This window comes from Floridaenema fluviatile BLCC-F154 (assembly GCF_041929135.1).
Taxonomy (GTDB): domain Bacteria; phylum Cyanobacteriota; class Cyanobacteriia; order Cyanobacteriales; family Aerosakkonemataceae; genus Floridanema; species Floridanema fluviatile.
Genome location: NZ_JBHFNS010000048.1, coordinates 1 through 19,702, shown reverse-complemented (window position 1 = coordinate 19,702; position 19,702 = coordinate 1). Strand labels below are relative to the sequence as shown.

Sequence of the window (19,702 nt, the reverse complement as noted above, 5' to 3'; positions counted from 1 at the left end):
ATTTCTTCTTTTTGAATAAGTGTCTTACGCAGCCATTAGATGCACTAAGTAATATTATCATTGAATATTGCTAGTTCTCCCTCTGGGTAATCCCCTAATCCCTATTATTTTTTGTAAATAGCATAGTTATATTTACTCATGAAGGCTTTGTAAAGCCTAAAATACCTCACTAATTCCACGTAATTTATTACGTATTTACTCTAGATATTCCAGAGGAAAACTCAAGTTTTCCCATATAACCCTCAAACTACCTCTAAAGGCATAAGGAAATATGCGTACCCAAATACTTGTCTTCTAAGAGTATATACGTAACGAGCGAAATTAAAAAAGTTGAAACTTTATTTTTGTGGTTTTTCGTTCATCATTTCATTACAAATAATATCAGCAGATGTAAATTTTTGATTTAGTTTTATTTGGTTAGAGTCATCAACTCCTGAGTCTCTACTTTCAAATCGACCATTTCAGGAATAGGCGGACGGGCACAAAGATAAACCAAAGGGCCAAATAAAGGAAGTAACGCCACTGACCAAAAGACAAAAGAATCTTTAATTCCGCGCCGTGCCATATCATCATCAAACAATGAACTTAGGGGAAATATTAAACACATCAAACAGAAATCGATGCTAATTAAACGTACAAAACTTTGAGTTTGAAATTGTTGGATATAATCTCCCCAATCACCCAAAAGTATGGCATAAGCAAATAAAGCAATGGTAAATAATAACAGGATAAAACCTGTAGAACGTCTATCTAAAATTCGTAGCCATTTATCCTTTGTACCCGAAAAATTTTGATTCCGTTCCCGCAAAAATAAATAAGGCAAAAGGCAAATTACACCTGTACCATTAGAACCAACAAAATAAGGCCAAGCCCGAAATTTCTGCATTCTGCCATCAAAAAACATCAAACAAGCATAAATCATCGGCCAAACGCCCATTAAACAGAAAATGGCGGGGATAATTGCGTTCAGCTGATGCCATTGTAGCGTTAATAGTTTTTGTACTAAAGGCGAAGTATCAGATCGATCGAGTGGAGACAACCATAAAGTATAGGCTACAAATATAAACCATATCAAAAACAAGGCTACTCTTCTACTCATAAGCTCAACCATTTAACTCTACCCAGTCACTTTAAGTAAAGTGAGAGACTGGGCAAATTACGTCTATCTTTGGTCAAGTTTTGCTGGCAGTAACAGAAGTTTTGTTAATAGCAGTAGATGATATTTGCGGCATACTTTCCCAAAGAGGAGGTCGCCAGCATAAATAGAAAAGTGCGCCTAATAAAGGAATGAGGGAAACTAACTGCAAAATCGGTTTATTTTCTACACCTCGTCTGGCAATGTCATCTCCCAAAAGTGTAGGAAATAAGAGGTAAAACAAACAAAATGCTAAACTCATGCCGTTGATAAAACGACTGGTTTTAAACTGAACTATAAAGTCTTGCCAATTTCCCATTGTTAATCCGTAAATCAGCAAAATAATGGTGCTAATAGTTAAAATTAAACCTGTCCAGCGAGAGTCAAAAAGTTTCAGCAAAATGTCTTTTTTTCCAGAAAATTCTTGATTCGCTTCTCGTAGTGCTAAATATGGTATTAATCCCATTACTCCAGTAGCTATTCCTGCTAAAAGAAAAGGCCATGCAGCTATTTTTTGCATTCGACCATCAATTAACATTAAACAGCTATAAATTAGCAACCAAATCCCAACTAGCGAGAATAATGAAAAGATAATTGGGTTAATTTCTAACCAATCTCCGGTGAATAAATTTTTTAGTAGTGTAAGCGTGCTCGCTTGTACGGGAGGTGCAAATAACAGGATGTATAATATAAATCCTGCCCACAAAGACCATAAGGCAATTTTTCTACTCATAATTTTGGTTACTCCTGTAGATCTATTTCAGTAAAGTGAGAAATTGGGTAGTTTACGTCTATCTTTGGTCAAGTTCTCTTCAGGATTTATGGATTTAGATGATGAATTGGATTAATCTAGTGAGTCTGCTGTAGCTACCTGATTGGTGTATTAAAGGGCGATCGAATATTGATAAAATTCTTCTAAGGCGGTGACACAAGTTCGATCGCTATACAGATAAGGATAATTCTGAATCATTTGTGCCACGATCTGATTTCTCCATTCTTTATCCAATCCCAATTTAACCGCAATTTCAATATATTCAGCTTCATTTTTGGCTATTGTTTCTGTTACTTTTAGCTGTTGTAAAATTGCGTAGGAATGGCGACCGCGCATAAATTTACCGGGACAGGTGACGATCGGTAATTTACAAGCTACAGCTTCTAGTGTAGACCTACCTCCTGACCATTGAAAAGGGTCTAAAAATACATCAGCAATTAAATGCAAATTCCAATAATCATTTTGATATTGTTGGGGTAAAATTACGCAGTATTCTTCACTATTTAAGCCTATTTTCTCAAAAGCACGTTTTAAGCGTTGCCGAAGTTGCTTGGTAACATGAGGATTTTTATTCGATATAAATGCAAATTGACTTTGCGGAACTCGCTTGGCTATTTCGGCAAAAACATAATCATATTGTGGCAGATATTTGTATAAGGATTGGCAGCATAAATAAACGATCGCATCTTCTCGCAGTTGAAAGTCTGCACGATTTTTTACTGGTTCGGTAATATCAGGTTTAGCATAAGCAATGCCAATACCGGGTAACTTGATTAACTTTTCTGAATAATACTTTTCTGCTTCCGGTGGTTCCATCAAATCACTAGATATAAAGTAATCAATTGTTGGTAAACCAGAAGTAACTGGATGTGCCCAAGTTGTACATTGGATCGGTGCAAGTCTTAAACTACCAAAAATGGTCATATATGGGTGCATTCCAATATCTAGAAACACCAAAATATGCAAATTATCATCAATGATTTTTTGGGCTGCATTTTTAATAAAATTACTATCAAGAATCTGTTGATGTGGAAGTTGATAAAACCCATCACTATTCTCTTGAATTAATTTGACTGTTTCGATATCAGAAGGATTTCCTAGTTGATAACATAAAATGGTAAATTTTTCCCGATCGCTATAACGCAACCAACCAGAAAACAAATGCGTTACTGTATGATAGCTGTAAAGAAAGTTAGAAATGTAACCTACTCTAATTTTGCCATTATCTTCGAGCTTTGGCATGGTTCTAGGAATTACAAATTCGGGGAAATTTGCCGCCATAATTTGCTGAAAAAATTGCCCATATTTCATTTGTAATTCTTTATCATCTTTTCCTTGATACGCCAAATAAAAATTTGTATGCAAACCGCAAGCTAATAAAGTTTTTTCTTTATCTTCAGATGTTTCTAAGCTAATTTGCTGTTTAATAATATCCAAACCTTGAGTAAAGCGTTGCCTATAAAACTCTATTTCTTCTTCGTATTCATATAATATGGGCAATTTCAATAAATTTATTTTATTAAAATATAGATTATTTAGTAATGATTCCGAGGCTTCTTTGGCAACTACAATACCTTCATTTACTTGTCCAGAAAAATTCAAGAATTCTAATAATTTAATTATGATTTCATCAGCATTACCATAAATTTCTTTTGCTTTTTTAAGCCAGTTAACCGCTGTTTCCTCTTGTTCTATATGGTAGAAACTGGTGATTAGATTTAAATAAGCACGAGCGTTATCTTCTGTTAATATTGGAGTTTCTTTGCTTTGAGATTCTAAGAAAGATTGATAATAGTTAATTGCTGTTTCGTAGTTATTTTGCTGAAAATAGGCATCGCCAAAATAAAGATTAGCTTGATTTTGTTCCGAGCTATTTTTGACTTGAAATACTGTGGCTAGATCGTAAAGTATATCCGAATTTGTTGGCTCTATTTGGATGGCTTTTTTGTAAGCAAGAATTGCTTCATCGTATCGGCGACGCTGCGTTAATATTTTACCTAAGTAATGGTAGCTATCACTACGTTGAGGATCGATCGCGATCGCCTGTCCCAAAATTTGTTCTGCTCTCGTCAAGTTTCCCTGTTCAAATAAAAGAATCCCTAAATTTATATAACTAGCAATCCATTTGCGATCGATAGCGATAGACTGTTGATAAGCACGAATAGAATTGGTAATTTCACCCTTTTTTACTAAAACTAAACCCAAGCGATAATAGTAAACTGCTTTGGGTACACTAATTTTTATTGCTTGCTCAATTAACTCTAAAGCTTCCTCATATTTACCTGAGTGATAATATAACATTCCCAAATTGCTGAGAATATCTGCATTATTTGGCTCAAATTTCAAAGCAGCCTTATACTTTTCTTCTGCTTGGTCAAAACAGTTTTGTTTGTGCCAAGCGATCGCTTCTTCATGTAGAGAAATAGAATTAGGCATCTTAACAATATTATATGAAAAAACCGATTTTAAACTGTAGTCTTAGAGAGGATGTTCTCCTCCGCTTTTTCTTCATTTTCTGGTAAGGTAGGACGCAAGCAAAGATAGGTAAGGGGGCCAAATAAAGGTAGAAGAGAAACCGCCCAAAAAATAGGAGAATTTTTCATTCCTCGCCTTGCCATATCATCTCCCAAAAGTGCGGGAAATAACAAACAAAGCAGACAAAAATCTAAACTCATTACATGAATAAAACGGCTAGTTTGCCATTGTTGTATAAAATTTTGCCAATCTCCAGCTATTAAACCAAAAGCAACTAAACCCACAGTAATTAAAGTCAACACAATTGCTGTCCATCGAGAATCTAATACTTTCAAAAGTCTATTCTTGCTGCCAACAAATTCAGGGTTTGCTTCTCGTAAAGCCAAATAAGGTAACAGAGAAAAAGCCCCCACACCAAAAGAAGCAGCGGCAAAAGGCCAAGCTTTTACATTTTGACCTCTACCATCAAAAAACAATACACAACTATAAATCATCGGCCAAACGCCCATAATATTAAATAGTGCTACAATCAAAGGATTAATTCCAGCTACTTGACCTGTGGAAAGATTTTTAATTAACTCAAATGTATCAGGTTGTTGGGGTGGTGCTAGTAGAAAAGCATAGCCAATAACTGTAACCCAAATTAACCAAAAAGTAATTTTTCTAATCACAATTTCTCTGATTTCCTCGGCAATGTTCTTTGTGTCTGGAGTTGTGGAAAAAATATTAACTTAACGCCTCTGATAAATAGTCTGCTGCTGCTTCAACTACGGCGATCGCATTTTCATAAAGCATTCTAGTTGGCCCTAAAACACCCACACTTCCTACAGGTACGGAACCATGAAAATAATTCGCAGAAATTAGCGTACAAGTGCGAATTGGTTCTAAAGGATTTTCCGATCCAATTCTGACTGTAACTCGCTTTCCTGAATTTTCTGATTCATTGGTTTCAAAAATTAACGGCCAAAGTTGGTCTTGTTCTGCTTCCAATAAGTGCATTAACATTTTGACTTGTTGCAATTCAGAAAATTCTGGTTGACGCAATACTTCGGAGACACCACGAATTAAAATTTGGGTAACAGCTGGTGGTTTAGTGCGTCGTTTGACTTCGGTAAATAAATCTCTTAAAAAATCAGCGTATTGTTGAAATTGCCGATCTAATTGTATCCAATCTAAGGTAGCTAATTCGGAAAGCGATCGCCCTCTAATTTGGGAATTCAAAAAGTTAGAAAGAATCTGCAATTCCCGATCGATCACTTCTGAATCTGGTGCAGAACTTTCCGTTTGTGGTAACTCCATTAACACTGATTGTGTTTCATAACTATCCGTCACCACAATTAACATTACTCTTCCCGGATCTACCTGCACTAATTGTAAATGTCTGACTTGATTTGTGCGCGATTGAGGTAATGTAATTAAGGTAATATAACCACTCAAAGTTGCTAAAATTTGCGCTGCACCCTGTAGCAACGCCTCAAAACTCCAATCATCTCGATTCAATTTATCTTGGAGTACTTGTTCTACTTGACGTGCTACCGCTTCATCTGGCGTAATTAATTGATCCACATAAATTCGATAGCCAGAATCAGAAGGAACTCTACCCGCAGAAATATGGGGTTGATAGAGTAATCCTACTTTTTCTAAAACACCCATTGCGTTACGAATTGTCGCTGGGCTAACACTGAGATTATACTCATCTACTAAAGCTTTCGATCCTACTGGCTCTGCCGTCGCTATATAATGACGAACTGTTGCCCAAAGGATATGCTGTTGTCGGTTAGTCAAATGGATTTGCATAGATTATTTGAGCAAAGGAAATTTTTATTTTGCATTACGAAAAACTGCCATGATTTCAGCCAGATTTTACTGATTCTTGGTAAAGGATGATTATAAGTCATCTCCTTTTCCATTCCTAGTTAAGCTGGATGTGCCACGCTTTTTTATTTTTGCAGATGTCTCTAAAAGTAATTGTATTTAATATAACTCGGATTCCGATTAAATGCAGTTTTTTAACTGCTAGTATTTCTCAGTTAGCTACCTGGTTAAGGCTAAGATTCTCAGCCTTAACTAGGTTTTTCGGGTTTTTAGTTAAGTATATAGTATGAGGAAATAAATTCTTTTAATATCGAGGTACATTGCGATCGACTACTATCGAATAAGCATCTATCCCACCCACAATATTTTTCACGTTAGTAAAACCTTGACTAATTAACCATTGGCACATTTGCGCCGATCGAATTCCATGATGGCAAAGAACCAGCGTTTCTGCATCAGGATCGAGGCGTTTTTGAATATCTTCTGACCATGAGTTAAACTCACTCAAGGGGAAATTTTGAAATCCTTCTAACTGAGCGATCGCTATTTCCTGCGGTTCTCGAACATCTACTAATTGTAATCCCTCTGGAGCATCTGCCAAATAATTAGCTAGTTCCTCTACACTAATTTGTGCTAGAGACTGATTAGAAAATTGTCCTGACATTTTGAACACCTCCGATTTTTAATACTAAGCGAAAAACTGCTGCTTTGCAACTTAGGTTAACGCCTATTCAAGTTTAAATTATATCCAACTTTTTAACCAGATCCGCAGTTGATATTCCGGTAATGACAGAGGTAATCCTAAATAGATCGGTAGGCAAAATACAAAAGCTGCCAAAACTAGAAAAATCGCCGTTACTCCCATAATTCTCAGACGACTTTGGTAACTTTGCAACCAGCGATCGACCAACCAAGCCAAACCCAAAAAAGCAAACACCGACGCACTCATATAAAGGTAAACAAAAGTACAGCGTGTTACTTTTATCCAAGGTAAAAAATGCGCCGACCAATTAATTACCACATAAGCAACTAACCACAATTCCTTAGTTTGGGGAAAGTAATTATAATAACTAATTTGCGAATTTCCTCGATGCAAAAGATTTTTAAACCATAGCCAAACTCGTTTCAACAACAAACCAATTAACAGTAAAATTGCCAAACTAGACAACCACCATAAAACTGGATTTCCCATGCCATAAACCGAATAAGTAGCCTGTTTAATTCCCGAAGGTAAAGGTGGTAAAGCTGCTGCTTTAGCACTAGTGGCTGACTTTTCAAAAAGATAAACTACTGGACGAATTACTAAAGGCCAAGTATACCAGCTAGAGCAGTAAGGATGCACCTTTGGCCCACTTTTCATATTTTGGTGAAATCCCAACATTTGTTGATGAACTTTCACAAAATTAGTATCTTTATTAATCTCTAAATGGGGAATCCATACTAAAGCGTAAACTATCGCTGGAATTACTGCCAAAAAAATTGTCACTTGTAAGAAGTTAATCTCCGTAAGATTTTGTAAAATACTTTCTTTAACTTGTCTAATTGTGAAGCGATTACTGGAGATTTCCGGGGAATTATCTGGGCGATTTTGGGGGAAAAGTTGCAAAAACCAAGCTAAGAACCATAAAATATAAATTGCTAACAGAAACGCCAATCCATTCCACTTAACTGCTACAGATGCACCGAGAGAAATGCCGCTAAAAAACAACCAAATTTGCCGATTTTTACCTCGATTTGTTAAAGCTGTCAGCAAGAATAACTGACCTAAAAGACCAAACATTACCAAATAAATATTAATTAGTGCATAGCGAGATTCCACTAAAAATAAACCATCCACAGCCATGAATAAACTAGCAATTAAAGCGTAGCTGCGACGTTGAGTTAAGAGATAAGCGATTCCTCCGACAACTAAGGGAAAGAAAGAACCAATTAAAGCATTCATCCAACGATAAATCCAAGGATAAATTGCTGTACTGGATAAACTATTTAAATCCTTGCCTAAAACCTGACTACCCAGCCACATTCCCACAGCAATCATGTATTTTCCCAAAGGAGGATGAGCATCAAAAAATGGTTGATTGCTTAAATAATTCCGAGCATATTTAACATAATAAACTTCATCAAATACGAGCATATTGAATCTGCCAAGTCCCCAAAAATGTAGGGAGAATGACAAAGCCATTATTGCTAAGATTCCGAAACTAAACCAAGGCAAAGACAACAAAGAATTTTGTTTGGCAAATTTCATAGTATCTCAATTATTTTTCCGGTTTCAGAGGCTCGACGTACTGCATCGGCTATTTTTAAAGTGTACAAACTAACATCAGGTGTGACATATAAAGGTGTCCCTTCAATTAAGCGATCTAAAACCATTTTGGTTTCTTTGGCAAATAAGCCTCGACGACTACCGACATCGATCGCAATTTTTTCTTCGCCTTGAATTAAATAACCTTCATCGCCATTAAACATTAAACAACCATTATCGCCGTAAACTTCAAAAGGACGAGTTGCTTGGTGAAAAACTTCGCCTTTCCCATAAGTTAACTCAGCAATTAAACCGTCGGTAAAACGTAATTTAGCTGTACAAAGACAAGCAGTATAATATTCTGATTCACTTGACCAAAAGCGACTTTCACAACTCACAGAAGCGACTTTTCCAAATAAATCAATTAATCTGTGAAGTCGTGACAATGCACCCACAAAAGGAAAACCAAATTGATTGGGGTGGTATGTCCACTTACGTGGTGCGGGTTTTTGCGGATTAATGGTACTATAACGGGCGTAGAAAGGCGTACCAATTTTGCCTAAATTTTGCTTTAATGCTTGGTGTAAGCCTCCGAGCAGTTCAATATGTTCGACGTGCAAAAGTTTGTTGACATTGGCAGCTAGAGAGATCAGTTCTTCGCCTTGCCAAGGATTGAGCGCCAGGGGATATTCTACAACTACGTGCTTACCAGCGTTTAGGGCAGCATGAGCGATCGCACCATGCTCGCTATTAATAGTACCAATAATTACCAAATCCAAGTCAGGACGCTGAACTAGCTGTTGCCAGCCTAACACCGCTGCCGCTTGGTAAGTTTGAGCAAAAGACTCAGTTCTTTCTGGCGTGTTACCAGCTACCGCTACCAACTGAACACGGGAATCAGATTGCAGAGTTTCGGCTCTCAGTTTAGCAGCATAACCCGTACCGACTAAGCCGACCTTCAGAGGCACTGTAACAGAAAAATGGGCAGAAGCACTCATCTTTAAAGAGTTGGGACAACAGTATCCGTCAAGTATTTCACACTTTTCGGTCTAGCATACAAGGAAATTTCCCGCCAGAGAGCGCACAAAAATCGATTCTCTAAAACCGAAGTTGTCACTTTCTGCAATAAGTATAAGTAATCAGGATAAGATTAGCAGAATTAATTACGAATACCGTTCACTCAAAGTGCTAATTCGCTATCAAAATTCTTGACTTTTCACGTAGTATCAAGAAGGTGAAAGAAATCCGATCGCAGAACCGAGCCGACTCACATCGCTAGGACTGCTTAAGGAAAACTTATACCGCCGTTTAGAATACTTGAGAGGATTGATACATGGCGACTTACAAGGTTAGGTTAATTAACGAAACCGAAGGTATTGATACCACCATCGACTGCGAAGATGATACTTATATCCTTGACGCGGCGGAAGAACAAGGACTTGACCTACCCTACTCTTGCCGTGCAGGTGCTTGCTCAACTTGTGCTGGCAAAATTAAAGACGGCACAGTTGACCAATCCGATCAGTCTTTTTTAGATGACGATCAGATTGAAAAAGGCTTTGTTCTAACCTGTGTAGCCTATCCTACATCTGACTGCACTATCATCACTCACCAAGAAGAAGAACTTTATTAATTTCGGGCAATCCCAGCAGTTAGCTATCAGCTTTTTGATGGCTAACTGTTCGTACTCAAGTAATTGGTAAATAACCAATCACCCAATTATTTCTAAATCCCTGATTAATTTCAGCTAGATTTAGCTGGGTTAGGAGGTTCTTGCCAAAAAATAATTGACTCATTGAGTGGTTCTAGTTTGGCCCCCGGATAATAAAAATTGAGAATCTGTTGACTTGACCAACCAAGTCTAGCCAACTGAGAAGCACCTGTTTGACTTAAGCCAACTCCGTGACCAAAACCAGCACCGACAAAAGCATAACCGAGTAATTCTTGGTTGGGATTTTTCAGCGGTTCTAAGTAGAAAAAGCTGCTGCGAGGAGGTTTAAAAGCACTGCGGACTTCTTCTTTATGTAGTTCGACGACACCTCGATCGGTGTGAACATTCATTTGCAAAATTCGCCCACTTTCTGCCCGTTCTGTGACCTCCATTTTTTGAATGCTTTGCAGATTGGCAAGGGGATGTTTTTTCGATGCCAAATATTTTTGTAATTGCTGAGTAATATCCGGTAGTTTGCTTTCGTAGCGCCAGCGAAATAAAGATTCCCTTTCTTCATTGAAACCTGTTTTCAAGCCGATAAATCGGCGCACGTTTTGTTCGTCGGCTAAACTGTACCGCGATAAATCCCAAACATTTTTGGTCGTGTCAAGTACCGATTGTAAATAAGGTCGATCGGGCCCATTCCACACATCGCTAAAACTAGCCGTAATTCCCCCAGTAGTAGAAGAATAAAGAGCATCCACTAACTGATTATCGTAGGTTAGCACTAAACCTCTGGTCGTAGCGATCGCGCGATCGGTATTCGCCGTCGCCCCCTTCAAACCAAAATAAACTTGGCAATGAACATCAGCGCAAAGTTCATAATTATCGATCGCAAACCGTCGCAAATTCCGCAGCGCATAAGTTCTGGCAATAATCGCTTGCGCTTCCACTGCCGCACGGGGAGCACCTGCGCCAATTTCATAAGGTACCACACCCCGCAAATAAGTTTCTAGCGGTACTTGATTAACTAAAGTGTAATTGCCGTAAGCATTAGGCTGAATTTTCAGCGAACCATAATATAACCGGGCAGAACGTGGAGTTTTACCTGCATTCACCCGGATTAGCCCTGTTTGCGCCGAAATTTCCACATTTTGCCGATTGTAACCCAAACCATTCACCGCCCAAAACACTTTCGGGACGCGATCGATCACTTTGGTATCGAGGTAAGCAGTTCGCATACCTTGAGCTTGAATCGTTTGTAGCAACAAACGCCGCACTACCGCATTACTGTAAACATCTCGTCTCGCCCAAACTTGCCAACGGTTCGTCGGTTGGGCAATTTCTACCTGTATCCCCCGACTGCGCCATTGATTAGCTGCGTCTTCCGCTGTCTCAAAGTTGGGGTGATTGCTTAAAACTACCCGTTCCTCTAATTTTGGCTCAGGTAAAGGCTGCATGGCAATTTGTAGTTGGATTTTTTCTACCGCTAGGGTAGTTGGTTTCATGTTCCCCGCTAGAAAGCGCAGGGTTAAGCGATCGCCCTCCGTCGCTTCCAAGGTAATCCGATCCTGGAGATCTTCCCCAAATCTTTGCACGATCCCCACTTGCAATTCCACATCATCTTTGACTCCCCGCTGTTGGGTTAGTCCAGCTGTCCCTATCCCCAATACACAAGTGACAGTGACAACAATATGGCAACTATTGATTAACCACGCCCAAACCCTTGGCTGAGTGCGTTTCTGAATCTCTCTGACATTATAGGTGCGAGTTTTCATGGCTGTTTTGCGATCGCTCACTTCCGTTAGATTACCCGATCTTGCCAGAAACTTGTTGCCCAAATACTTGCTATTCAAACTCATAACGACTATGATTTATTTAAGAGAGAAAACCACCAGCAACCAATCCGATGGTAAGAGTACAGGAAATACCCCTAACTGACATTCGTCGCCCGTTAATTCGGCAAACAGACCCAGCCAAAGTAGAATCTTTAATGAAATCTATTCAAGAGATTGGTCAACAAGAACCGATCGATATCTTAGAAGTAGAAGGAAAATACTACGGCTTCTCCGGCTGTCACCGCTACGAAGCCTGTCAAAAACTAGGTAAAGAAACTGTCCTCTGCCGAATTCGCAAAGCACCTACTTCCGTTTTAAAAATGCACCTAGCTTAAGTATGAAATTAGGAGAAAAATATGCAAGTTCAACCAAAATCCTTACCTTTGAATATCGGCATAGATGAAGAAGCCCGTAAAGAGATTGCTAGCGGACTTTCTCGCCTCTTAGCTGATACTTACTCGCTTTACTTAAAAACCCATTACTTTCATTGGAACGTCACAGGACCAATGTTCACCTCGCTGCACGCCATGTTTGAGTTACAGTACAACGAATTAGCATTGGCAGTGGATTTAATTGCCGAAAGAATCAGATCTTTAGGTGTGTTTGCGCCCGGTTCCTACAGCACCTTTGCTGAATTAAGCTCAATTCCTGAAACTAAAGATGTACCGAATGCAGAGGATATGGTACGCTTGCTCGTAGAAGGTAATGAAGCAGTAGCTAAAACTGCTCGTTCCATATTCCCGGCTGCTGAAAGTGGCAGTGACGAATCTACTTTAGATCTGTTAACCCAGCGTTTAGCTGTCCATGAAAAAACTGCTTGGATGCTCCGCAGCATTTTAACTAATCAATAAGCTTTTGGCATAATTTGGGGCAGGAAAGTAAGGGATTGCAGAAGCAGAGGATGAAATTCTCCTCCCACCTCCCCACTTCCCCATCTCCCCATTCCCTAGTCCCCAATTCCCAAATGAACCAGTCTCCGCTTCTAGACTACACCAATCAGCTGCATCAACTAATGCAGCTGATTGGTGTTTCCAGTTTTAAAGCACTAAGTCAAAAAGCAGGTGTATCCGAACGGCAGATCAAGCGATTGCGACGGGGAGAGGTAATGCAAATGCAAGTAGAAACGGTTCTGAAGCTGAGTTCTACCTTGAAAATGCCATTAAAGGACTTTTTAGCTGCTTTTTCTGCTTCTCAGTTCCAGTTTATCGAGTCATCAAACAAATCGGCAGTACTGGAACAGGAATATCAAAGACTGCAAAAGCAACTCGCAGAACAAAAAGTTACTTTACAGCAAGAATTTCAACAAAAAAGTCTGCAAACTTTGGAATCTTGGCTGATACAATGGCCTACGGCTGCTTATGCGGCGCAACAAAAACCCGAAGCAGCTTTGGCAGTGAAATTGTTGCCTTTGTTACGACCTGTGGAACAACTTTTGCGAGAATGGGGCGTGGAGGCGATCGCTTCCGTAGGTGTCGAATTACCATTCGATCCCCAACAACATCAATTAATTAAAGGAACAGCGCAACCAGGAGATCTTGTAAAAGTAACTCATATTGGCTATCGTCAAGGTGAAAAACTTCTCTACCGTGCTAGAGCGATCCCCGTCTCTTCACAAAATAAAAATTAAACTAAGCCCTCTTTGTGGTAAAGTCAAATGCGAGTGGCTACAACTGTAGTGTTGAGCTATTACAAAAAACAGCTAAATATGAAAAAATTTTTAGCTGTGTGAACGTTCTTAAAAATTTAGAAGAAACTTTTTTCTAGGCAATATGAATTCTCATCCTGATGTAAAAATTATTCAACCTAGTGGAATTTTAGACAGTCTAAAAGGCACTAAATTCCGGGAAGAAGTAACTAACTTAATAGATAATAAAGCGAAAATCATCTTGGTAGATTTTCAGGATGTTACCTTTATGGATAGTTCGGGATTAGGAGCTTTAGTATTAGCATTGAAAACAGTCCGGGCTTCGGGGGCTAAGATATTTATCTGCGCGATCAACGATCAGGTTAAAATGTTGTTTGAACTTACCAGTATGGATAAAGTTTTTCAAATTTTCCCCAACCGCCAGGAGTTTATAAATCAGCTGGATTCGATCGCCATACCAAATCCAGACAAATCCACTTAGTAATTAACTAAAATTGAATCTCTAAGATAGATAAGTCATCATCAAAAATGGGTTTAGTGTTAATTGAACTCACTATTTGTAGAATTGACTCTAAATTGGATTTCCCATAATTTTTCGTATTTAGCGATAGTAACTTAATAAACTCTTCTAGCGACCACATACTGCCATCTGGTTGATGGAGTTCGTAAATTCCATCGCTGAAAATGTAGAGAGTGCTATTAGTTTCTATTTGGCACGATCGATCGGTAAATATGGCATCGGGAAACATCCCAATCGGCATACCAGGTGTTCTTAAACATTGTACTTGTTGGTTATTAGGAGAATTTCCAGAGATCAGAACTGCTGGTGGATGTCCGCCACTCGCATAAATTAATTTTTGATTAACTTGATTATAAACGCCGTACCAAATAGTAAAATACTTATCGTTTTGGTAAGTTAATTGAAAAGTTTGATTTAAGGCACTTAAAACTTCACTGGGTTGATAATAATTGAGATTGGGAATGGTGCGCGATCGCAAAATATTTAACACAGAAACCGAAGGCAAGGTTGCTCTTAATCCATGTCCCGCTGTATCCAATAAATAAATTGCTAAACAATCCGAATCTAACCAAAAATAATCAAAACAATCTCCCCCCAAACGTTGGGAAGGTATAAATCGAGACTGAATATTTACTGGCTTAGTCAAAGGTTCCGGTAACAGGGAACGAACATATTCGGCAGCTTCTGCCCATTCTGCTTCCAAAATTTGCTTTTGCCTTTGTAAGTCATGACTAAGTTGATGTAATCTTAAACCTGCTCTAACTCTGGCTTTTAATTCATTGATTTCTATTGGTTTAGAGATGAAATCATCTGCACCAGCATCTAATCCTCGAACTCGATCCTCGATCGATCCCAAAGAAGTTAGTAAAATAAAAAACGTAGTGGAAAGTTTTTTGTCAGCTTTTACCCGCCGACAAACTTCAATTCCATCTAAACGAGGCATCATCCAATCACAAATAATTAGTGCTGGATGTAATTGCCTTGCTTGTTCTAAACCAGCTTCCCCATCGCTGGCTACTGCTACATCATAACCTTGTTTTTTCAGCAACCTTGTCAGTATTAGCTGAACCGCAGGATCATCATCAACTACTAGGATTTGAAACATGGACTAAGAATGATACTATTGCTTTAATATAGAATCCTCTACCAAAGTTATCCAAAATTTTTCTGGTGAGTTGGGGAGATGCTGATTTAAGATAATACCACTAGCAGGAGGTAAACTAGAGCATACCCTAGTAATTATACATAAAATACCAATTCAATTGAAAAATTGCCGGAGAGTTTACTAAATTAGTACCTGAGAATTTTCTTAAAGGTAAAGGTTTTGTGAAATTGTCAACTTTAAGCAAAAGTCACATACAACTAAAGTCTGATTTAAAAGCTTTAACTGATGTTCTAATTTGGTTCGATCAGTTATACAATTCGCTAGTTCCTAGAGAAATTTGGTTGCGCTGTCAACTTGCTTTGGCAGAAGCGTTTACTAATGCAGTGCGTCATGCTCATAAAGATCGACCTTCAGAAGTACCAATCGATATTGAAGTTACGGTGACAAAAAACTGTATAGAAATGCGAATTTGGGATTATGGTTTACCATTTGATTTGAAAGAAAAACTTAAAGGTATGCCTGTTAATCATGAAAATGAGTCAGGTGGGGGAAGGGGCTTAAGATTATTAGAAGCTATATCCGATCATCTTAGTTACACCAGGAATACTGAACAGCGCAATTGTTTACTAATGGTGAAATATTATGGCAATGAGGATAAGGGATCGAGCCAGTGCGAAATCACGGATTTTAACTGATTTAGTTCGCGGTATACTTCTTGTTTAAACCATTGTCCGATCGCATCAAACGGAGTAAAAACTTGTCCTGTTTGCCAATTAATATCTTGTCCTAAAGGTGTTAAGTGACTACCTGTTAAAGTTTGGGCTATTACCATATCGGCATGGAGTTTTTGTAACAATTGAGTTAAAGCTGGAGTTTGGTCGATCGTATCGTTAGAGAATCTAATTAATAAATTACGCCGGATTTGGTAGCCTCTCAGGATAATATTATTAGTTTCTAGGGGCGAAGGGGTAAATTCTACATTGAAACTGTTATTAAAATTGAATTGCTGAACTAGAGGAATGGCATCTCTAGCTGCATAATTATTGAAGGAAATTAAAATATTACCTGCTCTTTCGACGGGGAAAAGGCTACCGATTAGTAAGTGTAATTTACAACCCATGCTATGTCCAAGTCCATAAATGGGAAGATATCCTTGGAGTAATCCGCGATAGTGCAATCGATCTAAAGTGCGATCGAAATTTAACAAGACATCTTTAGCGATCGCCGTATGGTCTAAAGTATTAACAAAAGGTGTAGCTACTACTACATAGCCCTTTTTACCCAAGTATTCTAATAATAAACGATAGGTGATTTGCGGCGCAGTAGCGACAAAAGCCCCACCTAAGAAATGCACGATCGCGATCGGACGTTTGGGAATCAGCACCCAGTTACCAGAAAATTCTTGCCAGTCCATACTCAGAAAAGGTAGTTAACACTTCTTTAATATTAATGCGACGATCGGGAGTTTGCCGCAAATGTTGAATTCTGAGTTAAAACAGTGCCAACCTGGGAGTGCGATCTATTGTGTCCGAAGACGAAATCCGTTTTTGATACTTTAAAGCGATCGCAATTGAACTACTCTCCATCAATTATTAATTGATTTCAATTTTATTAATCCCAAAATTTCTGCTTTCCCACCGCAGCAGCTAATTGACAATTACAAATTAACCTAATTTACTTAAGGAAAATTAATATCTTTTCCGAAAATTACGATTTTTTTTAACATATAATAATCTTTCTACTAAGCAACATAGCTTGACCGAAAATACTAAGGCGAGATTATGCTTGTAGAAGATGGGTACTTTTGATCCTATGCCAATCAGACAAAAGATAACAGCGTACAAACTTTGATAAGATTAGGTAAAAATTTTAAAAATTCCGCTAAAAATACTCACTATATTTCTAGGAGCAAACCAAGATGAAGCCCAAGAAAATCAGCCAAGAAAATGTATTTAAAACCACAGATGTCTCGCAAGGAGAAATGCTAAATAAGGAAGAGGATGTGCTACAAGCTTACGCTGTTTCTGTAGCGCAACACAAATATAGTGAGGAATTAATTCGACAAACGATCAAAGAATTAGCAGACATCAAATGTGCTTTAGATAAAGCAGCGATCGTAGGGATAACAGACGCAAAGGGAATCATTACTTATGTCAATAATACTTTTTGTGAAATTTCTCAATATTCGCAAGCAGAATTAATTGGAAAAGATCACCGAATCGTCAATTCTGGCTATCACAGTAAAGAATTTTTCCAGCAAATGTGGTCAACGATTAGTAGAGGAAAAATTTGGAAAGGAGAAATCAAGAATAAAGCGAAAGATGGAAGTTTTTATTGGGTAGATACTAGCATAGTTCCTTTTTTAGATGAAGCCGGAAAACCAGTGCAGTATTTATCAATTCGATTTGAAATTACGGAAAGGAAGGAAGCAGAAGAGGCGCTAAAGCGATCGCAAGAAGAATTAAGAGAAAAAGCCGAACAGTTGGAACAAGCAATGAATCAACTAAAACACACCCAATCCCAACTAGTTCAAGCCGAAAAAATGTCATCTCTGGGACAATTAGTAGCTGGTGTCGCCCACGAAATTAACAATCCAATTAACTTTATTTATGGCAATTTGACTCACATCAACGAATATGCCCAAAGCCTATTTCATATTTTAAATTTATATCAACAATACTATCCCGATCCCGTGCCAGAAATTAAAGCAGAAATCGAGTCGCAAGAATTACATTTCGTCGCTGAAGATTTGCCAAAATTGCTAGATTCGATGACATTGGGAACCAATCGCATTCTGCAAGTAATTGTTAGCTTACGCAACTTTTCTCGCGTAGACGAAGCGCAAAAAAAAGCAGTCAATTTACACGAAGGAATTGATAGTACGCTGCTAATTTTACAAAACAGGTTGAAAGCAAGAGGAAAATATCCAGGGGTGGAAGTTGTCAAAGAATATGGAAAATTGCCCTTGGTGGAATGTTATGCAGGGCAACTTAATCAGGTATTTATGAATATCATTAGTAATGCGATCGATGCAGTTGTATCTCGCTTCACTAACGATACTTTTTTAGGAAAACCCAGGATTTCTATTTGCACTGAAGTAGTGGGAAAAGAATGGGTGAGAATTGCGATCGCAGATAACGGAATCGGAATGACAGAAGAAGTCCGCCACAAAGTATTTCATCCCTTTTTTACTACCAAACCAATTGGTGCTGGAACTGGGCTTGGTTTGTCTATCAGCTATCAAATTATAGTAGAAAAACATGGGGGGAATTTAACTTGTGTTTCCGCACCTAAACAGGGAACTAAATTTATTATTGAAATCCCCATTCAGCAGTCTAAATGAAGTACGAGATACGTATTTGCGCTCTATGCTAAAGCGCAAATACCTACTGATTAACAACTAAACCTAGCTAGCAATTCCTCACGAGACAATTGCAACAATAATACCGCAAATTCCTCTGTTGGTAATTCCAACAAAGGCTGAATAATTCCCGATAATTCCTTATCCAAATCACCAAATCGCGCCCGCAAGAAACTTTCTATAATAATGCGGCGTTCCGTCCTTGCGCCTCGCTCTAAACCTTGCTGTAAACCTCGTTCTTCGCCTTCATGTAAAGCCTCTTCTCGCCATTGCAAAAGTAATGGTGACAACTCCATAATTAACTCCCGATCTTCGCGATCGATATTTTTATTTGCTTGAATGGTTGCTTGCAAATTAACTAATAATAAAAGAGCGTTTGCACGTAAGGGATGATTCGCAGGAAGTTTGCCTACTTCATTAATAGCTTGTTTTTGCACATTATCTTTACCTAAAAGTCTCAACCATAACGTTTCTTCCGTAGGCGGTAACTGATCAATTGCCACAATCCCTGTTTTCAGGGATTCTCCTAAAAAATAAACTCCTGAAGGCCATTTACTAAGGTTTTGTTCAGCTTTGAATCCCTGAGAAATAGTTGACGAAACAGTAGGAGAAAGAATCCACAGCCAAGGTAAAATAGCTTCCTCAAGGCAGCTGTTTTCTTGCTGATACTGGCGTTGTAAATTAGCGTAAATATCAAACAGTTTACCCATACAACTACGGATTTGGTTCGGGCTTACAGCATTGTGGAAAGGCACAAAAATGGATGGAGTACGGGCGATTTGCCCTAACAATCCTAACACTTGGGCATTGTCGCTTCGTTCTGACTGGTAAGGAATAAATCGCACATCTATTTGTTGCATTTCGTCAGGAACATCTCGGTTAGTTTCCACCTCACCAAGAGGAGTTAACAATCCTGTTAGATAATCTTTGGCAAATTGATCGTAAACAAGTCTTGTCATTTATATTAATGTTAATCAACAACCACTTCTAACACCATAAGTGACGTTCTCCCCCGTTAATTTCTGCGAAATATAACGGGGGCTTCTTAGGACTAAAATAGAGCTAATTGCACTCCACTAAAACCCCAAGCTTCAGGCTTCACAGGCTGTCTATTGACGAAGCCTCCACCCGCAGAAACGA

Annotated in this window: 19 protein-coding genes; 7 read left to right on the top strand and 12 right to left on the bottom strand. The window is 38.5% G+C overall.

What is annotated here, in order from left to right:
* Positions 1-409 precede the first annotated feature (409 nt).
* From ACE1B6_RS11760 to ACE1B6_RS11725, 8 genes are all read right to left on the bottom strand, one after another.
* Entirely contained in the window at positions 410-1,099 is a 690-nt protein-coding gene (locus ACE1B6_RS11760; RefSeq protein WP_413257419.1) for a DUF2834 domain-containing protein, read from the bottom strand.
* Positions 1,100-1,172: 73 nt separating this feature from the next.
* Positions 1,173-1,868 carry a DUF2834 domain-containing protein gene (locus ACE1B6_RS11755; protein ID WP_413257418.1) on the bottom strand — a complete coding sequence of 232 codons (696 nt, stop codon included), beginning with the start codon at positions 1,866-1,868 and terminating at the stop codon, positions 1,173-1,175.
* Between the two features lie 150 nt (positions 1,869-2,018).
* The gene (locus ACE1B6_RS11750; protein ID WP_413257417.1) at positions 2,019-4,343 is read right to left on the bottom strand and encodes an O-linked N-acetylglucosamine transferase, SPINDLY family protein; all 2,325 of its coding nucleotides are present in this window, start codon (positions 4,341-4,343) and stop codon (positions 2,019-2,021) included.
* 29 nt (positions 4,344-4,372) lie between these two features.
* A complete protein-coding gene (locus tag ACE1B6_RS11745) occupies positions 4,373-5,053 on the bottom strand; it encodes a DUF2834 domain-containing protein (protein ID WP_413257416.1) in 681 nt (226 codons plus the stop codon).
* Positions 5,054-5,108: 55 nt separating this feature from the next.
* Positions 5,109-6,179 (bottom strand): heat-inducible transcriptional repressor HrcA, encoded by a 1,071-nt coding sequence (hrcA, locus tag ACE1B6_RS11740; RefSeq protein ID WP_413257415.1) that lies wholly within the window; start codon positions 6,177-6,179, stop codon positions 5,109-5,111.
* Positions 6,180-6,501: 322 nt separating this feature from the next.
* Positions 6,502-6,861 carry a rhodanese-like domain-containing protein gene (locus ACE1B6_RS11735; RefSeq protein ID WP_413257414.1) on the bottom strand — a complete coding sequence of 120 codons (360 nt, stop codon included), beginning with the start codon at positions 6,859-6,861 and terminating at the stop codon, positions 6,502-6,504.
* A 78-nt stretch (positions 6,862-6,939) separates the two neighbouring features.
* Complete coding sequence (locus tag ACE1B6_RS11730; protein WP_413257413.1) at positions 6,940-8,445, bottom strand: dolichyl-phosphate-mannose--protein mannosyltransferase; 1,506 nt, start codon at positions 8,443-8,445, stop codon at positions 6,940-6,942.
* Entirely contained in the window at positions 8,442-9,440 is a 999-nt protein-coding gene (locus ACE1B6_RS11725) for a Gfo/Idh/MocA family protein (protein ID WP_413257412.1), read from the bottom strand. The genes ACE1B6_RS11730 and ACE1B6_RS11725 overlap by 4 nt, the downstream gene beginning before the upstream one ends.
* 335 nt (positions 9,441-9,775) lie before the next feature.
* On the opposite strand from ACE1B6_RS11725, the gene ACE1B6_RS11720 reads away from it, so the two are divergent.
* Positions 9,776-10,075 carry a ferredoxin gene (locus ACE1B6_RS11720; protein WP_413257411.1) on the top strand — a complete coding sequence of 100 codons (300 nt, stop codon included), beginning with the start codon at positions 9,776-9,778 and terminating at the stop codon, positions 10,073-10,075.
* Positions 10,076-10,185: 110 nt separating this feature from the next.
* Here the strand turns inward: ACE1B6_RS11720 and ACE1B6_RS11715 are convergent, their stop codons facing one another.
* Positions 10,186-11,871: a SpoIID/LytB domain-containing protein gene (locus ACE1B6_RS11715; protein WP_459563017.1), complete on the bottom strand. Its 1,686-nt coding sequence runs from the start codon at positions 11,869-11,871 to the stop codon at positions 10,186-10,188.
* Positions 11,872-12,002: 131 nt separating this feature from the next.
* Here ACE1B6_RS11715 and ACE1B6_RS11710 point away from each other — a divergent pair, with 131 nt between their 5' ends.
* The 4 genes from ACE1B6_RS11710 to ACE1B6_RS11695 all read left to right on the top strand — a co-directional run bounded on the left by ACE1B6_RS11710 (position 12,003) and on the right by ACE1B6_RS11695 (position 14,057).
* Positions 12,003-12,266, top strand: coding sequence for a ParB N-terminal domain-containing protein (locus tag ACE1B6_RS11710; protein WP_413257409.1), 264 nt, complete (start codon positions 12,003-12,005; stop codon positions 12,264-12,266).
* A gap of 21 nt (positions 12,267-12,287) precedes the next feature.
* Entirely contained in the window at positions 12,288-12,782 is a 495-nt protein-coding gene (locus ACE1B6_RS11705; RefSeq protein WP_413257408.1) for a Dps family protein, read from the top strand.
* A 113-nt stretch (positions 12,783-12,895) separates the two neighbouring features.
* Complete coding sequence (locus tag ACE1B6_RS11700) at positions 12,896-13,558, top strand: helix-turn-helix domain-containing protein (protein ID WP_413257407.1); 663 nt, start codon at positions 12,896-12,898, stop codon at positions 13,556-13,558.
* A 142-nt stretch (positions 13,559-13,700) separates the two neighbouring features.
* A complete protein-coding gene (locus ACE1B6_RS11695; protein ID WP_413257406.1) occupies positions 13,701-14,057 on the top strand; it encodes an STAS domain-containing protein in 357 nt (118 codons plus the stop codon).
* Positions 14,058-14,064: 7 nt separating this feature from the next.
* Here the strand turns inward: ACE1B6_RS11695 and ACE1B6_RS11690 are convergent, their stop codons facing one another.
* Positions 14,065-15,201 carry a PP2C family protein-serine/threonine phosphatase gene (locus tag ACE1B6_RS11690; protein WP_413257405.1) on the bottom strand — a complete coding sequence of 379 codons (1,137 nt, stop codon included), beginning with the start codon at positions 15,199-15,201 and terminating at the stop codon, positions 14,065-14,067.
* A 221-nt stretch (positions 15,202-15,422) separates the two neighbouring features.
* Between ACE1B6_RS11690 and ACE1B6_RS11685 the strand changes: the two genes are divergently transcribed.
* A complete protein-coding gene (locus ACE1B6_RS11685) occupies positions 15,423-15,896 on the top strand; it encodes an ATP-binding protein (protein ID WP_413257404.1) in 474 nt (157 codons plus the stop codon).
* Here ACE1B6_RS11685 and ACE1B6_RS11680 read toward each other — a convergent pair.
* Entirely contained in the window at positions 15,842-16,615 is a 774-nt protein-coding gene (locus ACE1B6_RS11680) for a DUF1350 family protein (protein WP_413257403.1), read from the bottom strand. The genes ACE1B6_RS11685 and ACE1B6_RS11680 overlap by 55 nt on opposite strands.
* Before the next feature lie 504 nt (positions 16,616-17,119).
* Between ACE1B6_RS11680 and ACE1B6_RS11675 the strand changes: the two genes are divergently transcribed.
* Complete coding sequence (locus tag ACE1B6_RS11675) at positions 17,120-18,544, top strand: PAS domain-containing sensor histidine kinase (protein ID WP_413257402.1); 1,425 nt, start codon at positions 17,120-17,122, stop codon at positions 18,542-18,544.
* 50 nt (positions 18,545-18,594) lie between these two features.
* On the opposite strand, the gene ACE1B6_RS11670 is transcribed toward ACE1B6_RS11675, so the two are convergent.
* Positions 18,595-19,521: an RpnC/YadD family protein gene (locus ACE1B6_RS11670; protein ID WP_413257401.1), complete on the bottom strand. Its 927-nt coding sequence runs from the start codon at positions 19,519-19,521 to the stop codon at positions 18,595-18,597.
* Positions 19,522-19,702: the final 181 nt, after the last annotated feature.

Bases quoted from the DNA above. Each gene is read 5' to 3' on its own strand.
- ACE1B6_RS11760 (WP_413257419.1), bottom strand. From the start codon at position 1,099: ATGAGTAGAAGAGTAGCCTTGTTTTTGATATGGTTTATATTTGTAGCC.
- ACE1B6_RS11755 (WP_413257418.1), bottom strand. From the start codon at position 1,868: ATGAGTAGAAAAATTGCCTTATGGTCTTTGTGGGCAGGATTTATATTA.
- ACE1B6_RS11750 (WP_413257417.1), bottom strand. From the start codon at position 4,343: ATGCCTAATTCTATTTCTCTACATGAAGAAGCGATCGCTTGGCACAAA.
- hrcA (WP_413257415.1), bottom strand. From the start codon at position 6,179: ATGCAAATCCATTTGACTAACCGACAACAGCATATCCTTTGGGCAACA.
- ACE1B6_RS11735 (WP_413257414.1), bottom strand. From the start codon at position 6,861: ATGTCAGGACAATTTTCTAATCAGTCTCTAGCACAAATTAGTGTAGAG.
- ACE1B6_RS11730 (WP_413257413.1), bottom strand. From the start codon at position 8,445: ATGAAATTTGCCAAACAAAATTCTTTGTTGTCTTTGCCTTGGTTTAGT.
- ACE1B6_RS11725 (WP_413257412.1), bottom strand. From the start codon at position 9,440: ATGAGTGCTTCTGCCCATTTTTCTGTTACAGTGCCTCTGAAGGTCGGC.
- ACE1B6_RS11720 (WP_413257411.1), top strand. From the start codon at position 9,776: ATGGCGACTTACAAGGTTAGGTTAATTAACGAAACCGAAGGTATTGAT.
- ACE1B6_RS11715 (WP_459563017.1), bottom strand. From the start codon at position 11,871: ATGAAAACTCGCACCTATAATGTCAGAGAGATTCAGAAACGCACTCAG.
- ACE1B6_RS11710 (WP_413257409.1), top strand. From the start codon at position 12,003: ATGGTAAGAGTACAGGAAATACCCCTAACTGACATTCGTCGCCCGTTA.
- ACE1B6_RS11705 (WP_413257408.1), top strand. From the start codon at position 12,288: ATGCAAGTTCAACCAAAATCCTTACCTTTGAATATCGGCATAGATGAA.
- ACE1B6_RS11700 (WP_413257407.1), top strand. From the start codon at position 12,896: ATGAACCAGTCTCCGCTTCTAGACTACACCAATCAGCTGCATCAACTA.
- ACE1B6_RS11695 (WP_413257406.1), top strand. From the start codon at position 13,701: ATGAATTCTCATCCTGATGTAAAAATTATTCAACCTAGTGGAATTTTA.
- ACE1B6_RS11690 (WP_413257405.1), bottom strand. From the start codon at position 15,201: ATGTTTCAAATCCTAGTAGTTGATGATGATCCTGCGGTTCAGCTAATA.
- ACE1B6_RS11680 (WP_413257403.1), bottom strand. From the start codon at position 16,615: ATGGACTGGCAAGAATTTTCTGGTAACTGGGTGCTGATTCCCAAACGT.
- ACE1B6_RS11675 (WP_413257402.1), top strand. From the start codon at position 17,120: ATGAAGCCCAAGAAAATCAGCCAAGAAAATGTATTTAAAACCACAGAT.
- ACE1B6_RS11670 (WP_413257401.1), bottom strand. From the start codon at position 19,521: ATGACAAGACTTGTTTACGATCAATTTGCCAAAGATTATCTAACAGGA.